The sequence below is a fragment of the Pseudomonas reinekei genome, assembly GCF_001945365.1.
Lineage (GTDB): Bacteria > Pseudomonadota > Gammaproteobacteria > Pseudomonadales > Pseudomonadaceae > Aquipseudomonas > Aquipseudomonas reinekei.
Genome location: NZ_MSTQ01000010.1, coordinates 173,369 through 186,606 on the forward strand (window position 1 = coordinate 173,369; position 13,238 = coordinate 186,606).

Below are 13,238 nucleotides of genomic sequence, written 5' to 3' on the forward strand. Positions count from 1 at the left end.
AAGAATCTCACTCTATATTCAGCGGCCTCAGCGGACGGATAACCGGGCCCACCCGGAGACACGCCTGATGAGCGAGCTTTTTTACAACGCGGTGCCGAATGCGACCCGTGTCGCCCCGCCACTGCCTGAACCTCGGCAATACCCCAGCGAGAAACCGCAACGGGTGTACCTGTTCGGGACCTGCGTAGTCGACTTGTTCTACCCGGAAGCCGGAATGGACGCGATCCACTTGCTGGAGCGCGAAGGTATCCGTGTCGACTATCCGCAAGGGCAAAGCTGCTGCGGACAACCGGCGTACACCTCGGGTTATACCGAGCAAGCCCGGACCGTGGCGCGTTCGCAACTGGCGTTATTCGCCGGGGATTATCCGGTGGTGGTGCCTTCAGGTTCCTGCGCCGGCATGTTGCGCGAGCACTATGCCGACTTGTTCAAGGACGAGCCGGACACGTTGCAACAGGTTGAGGCGCTGGCTGCCAGGACCTATGAACTCACCGAGTTCCTGTTGTTTGTCTGCAAGGTGCAGCTCAAGGACAGCGGCGAACCGGTCAAAGTAGCGTTGCACACGTCATGTTCGGCACGCCGCGAAATGAACACCCACCTGCACGGCCGTGAGCTGTTATCGCAGCTGAGCAATGTGGAGCGAGTCGACCATAGCCATGAAAGCGAATGCTGTGGCTTCGGTGGGACTTTCAGCGTCCGTATGCCAGACATTTCTGGCGCAATGGTGGCTGACAAGACCCGATCGTTGAAGAACTCCGGCGCGCACAAGGTACTCAGTGCCGACTGCGGTTGTCTGATGAACATCAACGGCTCGCTGGAAAAACAAAAGGAAGCGTTACGCGGTGAGCATCTGGCCAGTTTCCTCTGGCAGCGTACCGGAGGTGCCCAATGAGCGCCGCCGAGATTATTCCTACGGTCGCCGTGGAAGAAGATTTCCGCACCCGGGCTCACCAGGCCTTGGGTGATGCGCAATTGCGCGGCAACTTCCGCAAGGCGATGGACTCATTGATGACCAAGCGGGCAGCGGCTTTCAGCGATGCCCACGAAAGAGAACAGTTACGCGCGCTGGGCAATACTGTCCGCGCCCGAGCGTTATCGAAGTTGCCCGAACTGCTCGAGCAACTTGAACAGAACCTGACCCGCAACGGTGTGACAGTGCACTGGGCGGAAACGGTGGACGAAGCCAATGGCATCGTCCTCTCGATCATCCGCGCTCACGAGGGGCGGCAAGTGATCAAGGGTAAATCGATGGTCAGCGAAGAGATGGAGATGAATCATGTCCTCGCTGAACAGGGCATTGAATGCCTGGAATCGGACATGGGCGAGTACATCGTCCAGCTCGACCATGAGAAGCCTTCTCACATCATTATGCCGGCGATCCACAAGAACGCCGGTCAGGTCGCGTCCTTGTTCCACGACAAACTCGGAGTGGAATACACCAAGGACGTTGACCAACTCATTCAGATCGGTCGCAGAGTCCTGCGCCAGAAGTTCTTTGAAGCGGACATCGGCGTTTCCGGTGTCAACTTTGCCGTGGCCGAAACCGGCACCCTGCTGCTGGTGGAAAACGAAGGCAACGGCCGCATGACCACCACCGTGCCACCGGTGCACATCGCCGTCACCGGCATCGAAAAAGTTGTGGAAAACCTGCGCGACGTGGTGCCGCTGCTGTCACTGCTGACCCGTTCCGCCTTGGGTATCCCGATCACGACCTACGTCAACATGATTTCCGGCCCGCGCAAGGAACACGAACTCGACGGCCCGCAGGAAGTGCATCTGGTACTGCTCGACAACGGTCGCAGCCAGGCCTTTGCCGATAGCGAACTGCGCCAGACCCTGAACTGCATTCGCTGTGGCGCCTGTATGAATCATTGCCCGGTCTATACGCGAATTGGCGGCCACGCCTATGGGGAGGTCTACCCCGGCCCTATCGGAAAAATCATCACTCCGCACATGGTTGGCCTGGCGAAAGTCCCCGATCATCCGAGCGCCTCTTCGTTGTGCGGAGCCTGCGGTGAAGTGTGCCCGGTGAAAATACCTATTCCTGCGTTATTGCGCCGCTTGCGCGAAGAGAACGTCAAAGCGCCGGACAGCAAAGATCAAGTGATGCGCGGCCAAGGCAGTAAGTATTCGCGCAAAGAGCGTTTCATCTGGAATGCCTGGGCGAAACTCAACAGCTCACCGACGCTGTATCGACTGTTCGGTTTGGCCGCGACACGCCTGCGCGCGCTCACGCCGAGCAAGGTTGGCCCGTGGACGCAAAACCACAGCGCCCCGAAACCTGCCGCCCGCTCATTGCATGACATGGCTCGCGAGCATCTGGCCAAACAGGGAGAGCGTTGATGAGCGCCAAGCAAAACATTCTCGCCAAACTGCGTAAAAGTCTGACAGGCACCACGCCGGTGGCTGACAACTTCGATGTCGATCTGGTGACGAAGCCTTACACCTACACTCCGGAACAACGCATCCCGCAACTGCGCAAACTGATGGAAGCGGTGCACACGGAAATCCATCTGACCTCGGGTGATGGTTGGCCTGAACTGCTCGGGCAGTTGCTCAAGGATCGCCAGTTACCGAGCCTGTTGATCGCGCCGACCACACCTCACGGGCAGCGTGTCGCACAGTATTGGGAGAACAATCCCGACCTGCCGACGCTCAAGGCCTATGATCGTCCGATCGAGGAGTGGAAAGCCGAGTTGTTCAACGACACCCCGGCGAGCCTGACCACGACCCTCGGCGCAATCGCCGCAACCGGCAGCCTGATCATCTGGCCGACGCGGGAAGAGCCGCGCATGATGAGCCTCGCGCCATCGGTGCATTTCGCCCTGCTCAAGGCCAGTGAAATTCGCGACAACTTTTATCAGGTGCAGCAGGAGTTCGAATGGGCGCAAGGCATGCCGACTAATGCCTTATTGGTGTCCGGCCCGTCGAAAACCGCTGACATTGAACAAGTGCTGGCTTACGGCGCCCACGGCCCGAAAGACCTGGTGGTGCTGATCCTGGAGGACCAATGAGTCTACCGGCCGCTTTCCTGCGTGATGCGCAGCAACTGATTCCACCGCAACGGCGTTTCGACGACCCGTTGTCGACCCTCGCTTTCGGCACTGACGCCAGCTTCTACCGGCTGATTCCACAACTGGTGATCCGCGTCGAATCCGAAGATGAAGTGGTGGCGTTGCTGAAACTGGCCCAGCGCGATCAAGTGCCGGTGACCTTCCGCGCCGCCGGCACCAGCCTCTCCGGCCAGGCCATCAGCGATTCTGTGCTGATCGTGCTTGGGGATAACTGGAACGGTCGCGAAATCCGTGGCCAAGGCACGCAAATTCGCCTGCAACCCGGCGTGATCGGCGCCCAGGCCAATGCCTGGCTGGCGCCGTTCGGGCGCAAGATCGGCCCGGACCCGGCATCGATCAATGCCTGCAAAATCGGCGGCATCGTCGCCAACAATGCCAGCGGCATGTGCTGCGGCACGGCGCAAAATACCTATCACACCCTGGCCGGCATTCGACTGGTGCTGGCCGATGGCAGCCGCCTCGACACGGAAGACGCCGCCAGTGTCGCGGCGTTTCGGCAAAGCCATGCAGGGTTGCTTGAACGCTTGGCGACGTTGGGTCGCGAGACACGCGCCAACGCCGAACTGGCTGCCAGGATTCGCCATAAATACCGTCTGAAAAATACCACCGGCCTGTCACTCAACGCCCTGGTGGATTACGACGAGCCTGTGGATATCTTGAGCCACTTGTTGGTGGGTTCCGAAGGCACGCTCGGATTCATCAGCGCGGTGACCTACGACACAGTGATCGATCACCCGAACAAGGCCTCGGCGCTGATCGTGTTCCCGGATGTGGAAACCTGCTGCAACGCCGTCACCGTGCTGAAAAGCCAGCCGGTGTCGGCAGTCGAGCTGCTGGACCGACGCAGTTTGCGCTCGGTGCAGAGCAAACCCGGCATGCCCGCTTTCGTACAGCATCTGTCGAACAATGCCTGCGCCCTGCTGATCGAATCCCGCGCGGCTTCGTCCACGTTGCTGCACGAACAACTGGCACAAATCATGGCGTCACTGGCGTCGTTCCCGGTGGAGAAGCAAGTTGACTTCACCGAAGACCCGCTGGAAAACGCCCGTCTCTGGGCGATCCGCAAGGACACCTTCCCCGCTGTCGGTGCCGTGCGCAAAACCGGGACCACGGTGATCATCGAAGACGTGACCTTCCCGGTGGAACAACTGGCCATCGGCGTGAATCGCCTGATCGAGTTGTTCGACAAACATCACTACGACGAAGCGATCCTTTTCGGACACGCGCTGGAAGGTAATCTGCACTTCGTCTTCACCCAAGGCTTCAACAGCCCGGAAGAAGTCGCACGCTACCAGGCGTTCATGGATGACGTGGCGCAATTGGTCGCAGTGGAATTCGGCGGTTCGCTGAAGGCTGAACACGGCACCGGGCGCAACATGGCGCCATTCGTTGAGCTGGAATGGGGCAGCGACGCCTATCAGTTGATGTGGCAGCTCAAGCGACTGCTCGATCCCAGCGGCATTCTCAACCCGGACGTGGTGCTCAGCGAAGACCCGCAGATCCACCTCAAGCACTTGAAACCCTTGCCGGCCGCCGACGAGATTGTGGATAAGTGCATCGAATGCGGATTCTGCGAGCCGGTCTGCCCGTCAAAAGGCCTGACCCTGAGCCCGCGCCAGCGCATCGTGATCTGGCGTGATATCCAGGCGAAAAAACGTGCTGGAATCGACACCCGCGAACTGGAGGCCGCTTACGAATATCAGGGCATCGATACCTGCGCCGCGACCGGGCTCTGTGCACAACGTTGCCCTGTAGGAATCAACACCGGCGAGCTGGTGAAAAAACTTCGCGGCCAGCACGCCACCCATACGAAAACCGCCAACTGGCTTGAAGGCAATTTCGCCACGGCACTGCAAGGCGCACGTTTCACCCTGCACGTCGCCAACGGTGCGCGGATGTTGCTCGGCGCCCCACGACTGGCGAAGTGGTCGGCAACGCTGACGCGCGTGTCCAAAGGCCAGGTCCCGCAATGGACCAGCGCCATGCCGCAACCGGAAAAAGCCGTTCGCTTCAGCCCGCCAGTGACCGACGAACGCCCGCGCGTGGTGTACCTGGCAGCTTGTGTTTCTCGGGCCATGGGGCCGGCGGCCGGCGACAAGGAGCAAATGTCGCTGTACGACAAAACCCGAGGCCTGCTGGAAAAAGCCGGGTATCAAGTGATCTTCCCGGACAATCTGGACAACCTCTGCTGCGGCCAGCCGTTTGCTTCCAAGGGGTATGCCGAACAGGCCGAACACAAACGCCAGGAACTGATCGGCGCCCTGCTCCATGCCAGCCGTGGCGGCCTCGACCCGATTTACTGCGACACCAGCCCCTGCACCTTGCGCCTGAGCCAGGACTTGGGCGATGTGCGTCTGGACCTGTACGACCCAGTGCGTTTCATCCGCACACATTTGATGGAGCGACTGGACTTTACGCCGCAGGAAGCACCGATCGCCGTGCATGTCACCTGCAGCACGCAACACCTGGGCGAGAGCCAGGCGCTGATCGATCTGGCGCGCAAGTGCAGCAACAACGTGGTGATTCCCGAAGGCATTCACTGCTGCGGGTTTGCCGGAGACAAGGGCTTAACCACCCCCGAGTTGAACGCACATTCCCTGCGCACCCTGAAAGACGCCGTGCAGTACTGCGAGGAAGGCATCTCCACCAGTCGCACCTGTGAGATAGGCCTGAGTCAGCACGGCGGGATCGATTATCACGGGCTGGTGTATCTGGTGGACCGGGTAACGCAAGCTCGCCGATACCCATAGGAACCGGCTTGCTGGCGATGGCTTGGGATCAGCCGACACCGAGCGGGTCTGAGCAATCAATCGCCAGCAAGCCGGCTCGTATTCGGTTTTTGGTAAAAAAAAACCGAATTCCTACGCGCGGCTATAGTCATTTGACTAGGCCCTTTGAAAGGGGCTTATAACCACCTCGGCCAGCGGCCTCGTTCACCGGCAGCACCGAGCCCTCATGCGCAAGGAGATATCCCATGAAGCACTCTGCAATTGCTGGATTGTTCATCGCTGCTGCAATGTTGGCGTCGCCGGTGTTTGCGGCGGATAAAGATCTGTGTGCCGGGAATATTCAACAAATAAACGATTTCGTGGACAGTGCGCCCTCCCTTCCTGAAGGCACAATGGACACCGTAAAAGCGGCACTGACCAAAGCGAAAGCCTCTCAGGCAGCCGGGAACGATAAGGATTGCGTCGAAGTCACCTCGGGCATCATCACCAAAATGCAAATTCGAAACCCGACCCGGAACTGATCCCTGGCAGGGCCAACCTTCGGGTTGGCCTTCCGGACCACTTTGACGTAGACTGTGCAGGCTTGTTGCTCACTTGATTCACGAGCAATGAGTTCGGGGCCGTTTAGGATTCGACGCCGGTTGCGAAACTTTAGGTGCATGCCGAGTTGGTAACAGAACTCGTAAATCCACTGTTGCAACTACTTATAGTTGCCAATGACGCCTACTACGGGGAAAAATCTATCGCTGCGTAAGCAGCCTTAGACCTTTACCTTCTGGTACCTTCGGGTCCAGCAATCACCAGGGGATGTCTGTAAACCCGAAGTGATTGTCATATAGAACAGAATCGCCGTGCAGTACGTTGTGGACGAAGCGGCTAAAACTTACACAACTCGCCCAAAGCACCCTGCCCGTCGGGTCGCTGAGGGTTAACTTAATAGACACGGCTACGCATGTAGTACCGACAGCGGAGTACTGGCGGACGGGGGTTCAAATCCCCCCGGCTCCACCACCTCAACATCTAAAGACGTCCAAGGACGTCTTTTTTTGTGCCTGAAATCCAGCAAATACGGGGCTTTCAGGTCCAACTGGGTCCGATGGTATCTGAACTCATCCTACAATTCGTGTATTCCACGTGGTATTCCAAGCCCACGACTGGTATTTTTTGGAATACACGCAGTATCGGAGATCACCATGGGTGCTCAAGCCACGCGGCTTTCAGACGTCAAAGTCAAAGCCGCGAAACCAAAGGAAAAAGACTACATCCTCACTGATGGCGACGGCCTTCAGATGAGAGTGAGAGCCAATGGCTCAAAGCTGTGGAATTTTAACTACATCCACCCAGCAACCAAAAAGCGGATCAATATGGGCCTTGGTACCTTCCCGGAGGTGGGCTTGGCTCAAGCCCGGAAACGGACCGTAGAGGCCAGGGAGCTGGTGGCGCAAGGGTTCGATCCGAAAGAGAAGCGTGACGCTGATCGGCAAACGTTAAGAGCGACTACGGAACACACCTTCAAAAATGTGGCCACCGCATGGTTCGAGCTCAAGAAAGACTCTGTAACTACTGCCTATGCTGAAGACATCTGGCGCTCTTTGACTCTGCATGTCTTTCCCGATTTGGGTGCTACCCCGATCTCAGCAATCACGGCTCCAGCGGTCATAAATTTGCTTAGACCGCTAGAGACCAAAGGCAGCCTTGAGACAGTGAAGCGACTGAGCCAACGTCTTAACGAGATCATGACCTACGGCGTGAATTCCGGCTTGATTCACTCAAATCCACTCAGCGGGATTCGCTCGGTTTTCAAGAAACCAAAAAAGAAAAACATGGCAGCACTCGCCCCAGACGAGTTGAAAGAACTGATGGTGACGGTGGCGAATGCCAGTATAAAAAGGACCACGCGGTGCTTGATCGAGTGGCAGCTTCACACAATGACTCGCCCCGCAGAAGCAGCTACCGCACGGTGGGCAGACATCGACATCAGCAAGAAAACCTGGACGATACCTGCGGAGCGAATGAAAAAGCGCCGGACTCACATCATCCCGCTCACGGAACAGACTCTGGAGCTCCTGGAGGCTATAAAGCCGCTTAGCGGACACCGCGAGCATGTCTTCCCGGCAGACCGGAATCCCCGTACTCATTGCAACAGCCAAACCGCCAATATGGCTCTCAAGCGTATGGGTTTTGGAGGCCGCTTGGTTAGTCATGGAATGCGCTCAATGGCCAGCACCATCCTCAACGAGCACGGCTGGGATCCTGAGCTGATTGAGGTTGCGCTTGCTCACGTCGATAAGGACGAGGTTCGTAGCGCGTATAATCGGGCAGATTACATAGAGCGAAGACGGCCCATGATGAAATGGTGGAGCGAGCACATCAAGGAAGCGGCTACCGGAAATCTGTCGATTTCCGCAATCATTGATCGCCTGGACTGAAGCTATCTTTTGTCTCACACCGGATGAGCGCATGAAGATGCGAGTGGCTTTCGTAATCCCAATTTCGGAAGACGTCGAAAAACTCGTGCAGAGCATTCCGCGAGCAGAAGGAAAACCCTATTTGTTTTCAGGGCAGGGCAAGACCGGGGTGATGCGCGCAAACGCCATACGCACGCGCCTGCATGGCATGGGATACGAACATATCACGCGACACGGCTTCCGCTCTTCGTTCAGGGACTGGGCGGGCGAATGCACTCACTACCCACGTGAGGTTTGCGAAATGGCGTTGGCTCATGACGAACGTGACCAAACTGAGGGGGCGTACTCTCGCTCCGACCTACTCGACAAGCGACGTGCGCTCATGACAGATTGAGCTAATTTTTTATGATTAACTTCTGAGTTGGTACGTTCCGAGGAAGTATGATTTCGATTACAGATGCGCAGATTGAAGGTATTAAACGGCGTAAACAGTCCGAATTGAGACAGGCTTGCGAAAAAGATCTATTCTCAGGAAAGGACTGGTTCATCGCAACCGCAGGAAGGATTTTGACTGTACTTGAGAAACTTAGCATTGAAGAAGCTTTAAAGCAGACGCTTGAAATAATTGTCCACCGCTTGTTAGTTTTCACTCAGCGATTTGCCCCCGAAACTAGGGAAAAGCTACTTTCAGACATATCTAAAATCGTAGATAGCGACGACAAGCTCATCGCTACCGCAGTGCGTAAATCAGCCAACTTCTTATCATATCTAAGCCGAGAGGAACTTACGGTAGTAAATCATCTCATCAAAGCTTTTGACGAGCACAAGGACGCTAAAAAGTTTTCAGGCCTTTCGCCATTAGCAATTCCAACATTGCTTCTCAGCCTAGAGCACGCTTATGCAGGCCAAGATAGATTCGCAAAAGACAATACAGTTGACCGCCAAAAGTCAATAAAACGCACCAGAAGACTGCATAGCTTAAAATATAGCGATGCGCGCCTTAAAACCTGCGATCTTCTTGACGAACTACGACCTGAAAAAGGCTGGAAAGACGAAAATGAAGCAGCTACGAGTATCATGGAAAAACTCAAAGAGTATCTAGACAAAGAAAGAATTAGATACCCTAGCACTCAAGACAAAGCTATGCTTAAAAAGCGTTTGATAGCTTGGATGAAAGAGCATGACTTAGTGAAACTAGCCTTCGAGCAAAATAAACAGTGTAATGCTTGAAGGTTATATTAGAAGCAATCGCTCGCTATAAAAATTGTTTCGCCCTTGGCCTCCCCCCTTTCTGACCTTGTACAGTTTTTACTACCCCTTTATAGAACGAGCGCTTGTCTCCGGGCAAATAAGCACGTACCCATCGATCAATTTTTGTCAGGTATGAAGCAGCCTCCTTGACCTCTTGTAATTTCTCAAGATCATAATAATCGAGTCGGCCGGTGCCATCTACGTTATGCCATGGCCGAGGCACGCAGTTCCAATAGTGCCCTTTCCCACAGGTGACCTGCTGCCATAACTCTCCTACACGAATACCCATTGTTAAATGCTCACGGTGCTTTGACCCATCCAGGAACAACATCACATGAAAATGAAACCCCTTCCTGATACCGTACTCAAGCTTGCAGGCGTATCCGACCATAGATATAGGAGAGTCTTTTTTTGACAGCGCCTTGAACAAAGACTTTCGATGCTCGCATATCTCAGGGTGATAGGAATGCACCTCATATCCCTCGCGCGAAATTAAATCGCTTTCCTCTCCTGAGTAGCCTAGATCAACACGAACGACCAGCAATCGGGAGCAGCACTTCAGAATATCGTCAATGTATTTAGAAGTACTCCGAAAATTTTTATCAGAAGCTCGCCGATGATTTCGTTCTGCCTTCTTGAACTCACCGGAGTTAAGATGAGCATAAAGACCGCGAACGTATGCATTAACATCCTTAACATTGTCGTCCGCACCCTCCTTAGAATACGCTTTAAAGTTATACTTAAACTCACTTCGCAATTCAAAGAACGCGTGCACATACGGGCTGAGCTTTACGACAGATTTCATTTCTTCATAGCCACTTTCGTATGCACTGACGCGCATCGCTTCTACAACGATCTCCGCACGCTTAGAGGACACAATGTGAAACCCAGTATCTGATGCAGCATATTGAATTTTTGCTAGTACCTCACCCTTGGTCTCCAGTATCACACTCGTCGCCCGAATTATTGCAGCCACGGCGCCGAACATATTGGAAGGATGAATAAACCACTCATCATTAAGCGTTTCATGATTCCACGCCAATTCAACTTTACGACCTTGCAACACATTAGCACATGCAGAATCATCATTCATATTTCATCCTCGACCACTACAGACGCCAAGCTCGTACCAGTAACGCCACTCAATACAAAGCAGCGATTACACACATTCAATATTAGATATAATTATTGATATAACATATAAACCAATACTCACCCACGCAATACTTACGGCAATATCTGACCGCGCTCACCTCTAGAGGGGTTTATCAAGCTCTAAAATATTTAAACTCAGAATAAAACCTGAAAAAAGTTAGTGTCGAATTTTTGATAACACCCTTACTCTTGACCGAGCGTTATCCTGGACTCTATCCAGCCGTTTATATGCTCATCTAGCCAACCAATAGCTGACAAGCCAATCTTAATTGGTTTAGGGAAGGTATTATCATAGCGGGTGGATTTCGGATTGATTCGATCATAAATAGTCGACTTTGAAAGACCTACTCGCCTTGTGACCTCTGCCATTCGCAGTATCTGCATTGCTTTTTTAGGTTCGGTATTCATCAGGGGCCTCCTCGTATGGCTTGGAGAACAGGCTATGGCATAACGCTGAACACGTCATTCACCTCATGATCGCTCGCAAACAATCCCCGCCGTTGACAGCCACTGCTGCTACCCCCCTTGACAGCGAAGCGCGACCTGACTAATCGCGCAGCGCAGCGCGTGCATAACGACAGAAGTTAGTTCGCAAAAATAAAACTTAGTTCTTTGATCGAAAATTCACGCGCAGTTTAAAAGCGCACCGTTCTGCCGAACGATCCAAACTCATCTTTTCACATCCAAACATGTCCAATCCAATCAAACTCAGCAACAATCATGCCTGTTCCCCTCAGTAAAGGGCGGGGCGCGATAGCCGGTTTCATTCAACTTTTTAAATGCTCATCCCGCAGCTTCACTCCCCTGCTATTTTTGCAATTCGTAGCGGGAAAAGCAGGAAGCAGCTGTCTGCGATACACAAAAATCGCAGTCAAAAAAATCTCAGTCATACATCACGAACCTGGATCTCTGCGCACCAATTACCTCTCCCGACTCGGCAGTTCACATCCAAGCAGATCGTCCATGCGACCTGCTTGATGGGCTCTATGCCCGTGCAATGACTTCATCTCTCTATAAAAGGAAAGCGCTCATGACCATCCAGTGTCCAAGCTGCCAATCAGCTTCTGTAATGACCAAAGATATTGCCAAGAAAATCGGTGCCCTTATCGGCACCGTCGGTGGCGCCGCCCAAGGGGTCACCGGGGCAATGACCGGGGCCGAGGTTGGTGCTGTTATCGGCGTCATCGCCGGCCCTCCTGGGGTCGCCGTTGGCGGAATTGCCGGTGCCATTCTCGGCGGATTAGCAGGTGCGGCAACAGGCTGTATCGCTGGCGCCAAACTCGGCGAGATAGTAGATGAACGAGTTTTGGACAATTTCCTCTGCCTAGACTGCGGACTTTCGTTTAGCTGTCGTCAGTCTATTTGACCTGAAGTTTGAACTGCTCGCCTCCCGCTTGAAGCAAGCGCTACTCACCATCTGATTCATCGCTCCGCTCTCCTCGATCACGACTCCGCATGCCGAAGGTTCCCTGCTGAATGCTCAGCGGCCTCGCCGTGCCCCTATGAAAAGGAAGTTCCCATGGCACACCTCATCGAACAAATGGCTTACGTTGGCGCTACGCCCTGGCATGGCCTGGGCAGTCGCCTTACAGAGAAACAGCCGCTGGAAGTCTGGCAGCGTGAAGCCGGCATGAACTGGCAGATTCAGGACAGCCCGGTTCATTTCAAAGCCGATACCGCTGGCCATCTGGGCAGCATTCACTCGTTCCCGGAACAAAAGGTGCTGTATCGCTCCGACACCAAAGCACCGTTGTCGGTGGTCTCGCATCGCTATCAGGTAGTGCAACCTCGTGAAGTTCTGGAGTTCTACCGAGACCTGACGGAGTTCTCGGGCTACGAATTGGAAACTGCTGGCGTGCTCAAAGGTGGTCGCAAGTTCTGGGCACTCGCCAGAACCGGTCAGGCAACAACGCTGAAGGACAATGATCGGGTCAATGGTTATCTGCTGCTGGCAACTTCCTGCGATGGCACACTGGCGACCACCGCCACCCCCACCACCGTTCGCGTGGTCTGCAATAACACTTTGAGCATTTCCCTAAACGGCGCCAGTCACGCCATCAAGGTTTCGCACAGCACACGCTTTGATCCGCGAACTGTAAAAAATCAACTGGGCATCGCCGTCTCGCAATGGGACGAATTCATGTACCGGATGCGCGCCCTCGCCGAACGCAAGGTTCAGACGAAAGAGGCCCTTGGCTTTTTTATGGACGTGCTATGCGACACCGGAGCCCATGACCCCATTCCCAATGTACTGCCCAACAAGCGAGCTATGGAGAAGGTGCAAAACCTTTACGAAGGTAAAGGCCAAGGAGCTGATTTGGAGTCTGCTCGCGGTACAGCATGGGGCTTGCTAAACGCCGTGACTGAATACGTGGATCATGAAAGACGCGCCAGGAGCTCTGAGTATCGAATGGATTCGGCATGGTTTGGACAAGGCGCAGTAATCAAACAGAAGGCACTCAATGCAGCCTTACAACTCGTTGTGTGAACCATCGAGCCACAGCACTGCCGAGCGCTCTCGCCTAAAGGGGCGTTCGGAATCATTTAATCCCAACACCCACATTCCAGTACTGCGCCACCCACCCGCCAGTGCATCCACGCGTTCGGATAGGAATATCAGC

The 13,238-nt window shown here is 54.5% G+C and carries 11 protein-coding genes, 1 other RNA gene and 1 pseudogene; 11 read left to right on the top strand and 2 right to left on the bottom strand.

The window, feature by feature from the left end; genetic code table 11:
* Positions 1 to 67: 67 nt before the first annotated feature.
* From BVK86_RS18045 to BVK86_RS18085, 9 genes and pseudogenes are all read left to right on the top strand, one after another.
* Complete coding sequence (locus BVK86_RS18045; protein WP_075947696.1) at positions 68 to 892, top strand: (Fe-S)-binding protein; 825 nt, start codon at positions 68 to 70, stop codon at positions 890 to 892.
* A complete protein-coding gene (locus tag BVK86_RS18050; RefSeq protein ID WP_075947697.1) occupies positions 889 to 2,343 on the top strand; it encodes a LutB/LldF family L-lactate oxidation iron-sulfur protein in 1,455 nt (484 codons plus the stop codon). The genes BVK86_RS18045 and BVK86_RS18050 overlap by 4 nt, the downstream gene beginning before the upstream one ends.
* Positions 2,343 to 3,014, top strand: a complete 672-nt coding sequence (locus tag BVK86_RS18055; RefSeq protein WP_075947698.1) for a LutC/YkgG family protein — start codon at positions 2,343 to 2,345, stop codon at positions 3,012 to 3,014. The genes BVK86_RS18050 and BVK86_RS18055 overlap by 1 nt, the downstream gene beginning before the upstream one ends.
* Positions 3,011 to 5,824 (top strand): FAD-binding and (Fe-S)-binding domain-containing protein, encoded by a 2,814-nt coding sequence (locus BVK86_RS18060; protein ID WP_075947699.1) that lies wholly within the window; start codon positions 3,011 to 3,013, stop codon positions 5,822 to 5,824. The genes BVK86_RS18055 and BVK86_RS18060 overlap by 4 nt, the downstream gene beginning before the upstream one ends.
* A 224-nt stretch (positions 5,825 to 6,048) precedes the next feature.
* On the top strand, positions 6,049 to 6,324 hold the full coding sequence (locus BVK86_RS18065) for a hypothetical protein (RefSeq protein WP_075947700.1): 276 nt from the start codon (positions 6,049 to 6,051) through the stop codon (positions 6,322 to 6,324).
* A gap of 95 nt (positions 6,325 to 6,419) precedes the next feature.
* Positions 6,420 to 6,814: a transfer-messenger RNA gene (ssrA, locus tag BVK86_RS18070) on the top strand.
* A 182-nt stretch (positions 6,815 to 6,996) separates the two neighbouring features.
* The gene (locus BVK86_RS18075; protein WP_075947701.1) at positions 6,997 to 8,232 is read left to right on the top strand and encodes an integrase domain-containing protein; all 1,236 of its coding nucleotides are present in this window, start codon (positions 6,997 to 6,999) and stop codon (positions 8,230 to 8,232) included.
* 19 nt (positions 8,233 to 8,251) lie between these two features.
* Positions 8,252 to 8,605 (top strand): annotated as a pseudogene (locus BVK86_RS18080) (tyrosine-type recombinase/integrase); the annotation flags it as partial.
* A 47-nt stretch (positions 8,606 to 8,652) separates the two neighbouring features.
* Positions 8,653 to 9,441 (top strand): hypothetical protein, encoded by a 789-nt coding sequence (locus tag BVK86_RS18085; protein ID WP_075947702.1) that lies wholly within the window; start codon positions 8,653 to 8,655, stop codon positions 9,439 to 9,441.
* A 25-nt stretch (positions 9,442 to 9,466) separates the two neighbouring features.
* On the opposite strand, the gene BVK86_RS18090 is transcribed toward BVK86_RS18085, so the two are convergent.
* Both BVK86_RS18090 and BVK86_RS18095 read right to left on the bottom strand, forming a co-directional pair.
* Entirely contained in the window at positions 9,467 to 10,555 is a 1,089-nt protein-coding gene (locus BVK86_RS18090; protein ID WP_075947703.1) for a YagK/YfjJ domain-containing protein, read from the bottom strand.
* A 245-nt stretch (positions 10,556 to 10,800) separates the two neighbouring features.
* Positions 10,801 to 11,025 (bottom strand): helix-turn-helix transcriptional regulator, encoded by a 225-nt coding sequence (locus BVK86_RS18095; RefSeq protein ID WP_075947704.1) that lies wholly within the window; start codon positions 11,023 to 11,025, stop codon positions 10,801 to 10,803.
* A gap of 622 nt (positions 11,026 to 11,647) precedes the next feature.
* Between BVK86_RS18095 and BVK86_RS18100 the strand changes: the two genes are divergently transcribed.
* Together BVK86_RS18100 and BVK86_RS18105 are read left to right on the top strand one after the other, a co-directional pair.
* Entirely contained in the window at positions 11,648 to 11,983 is a 336-nt protein-coding gene (locus tag BVK86_RS18100; RefSeq protein WP_075947705.1) for a hypothetical protein, read from the top strand.
* A gap of 153 nt (positions 11,984 to 12,136) precedes the next feature.
* Complete coding sequence (locus BVK86_RS18105; protein ID WP_075947706.1) at positions 12,137 to 13,105, top strand: DUF932 domain-containing protein; 969 nt, start codon at positions 12,137 to 12,139, stop codon at positions 13,103 to 13,105.
* Positions 13,106 to 13,238: the final 133 nt, after the last annotated feature.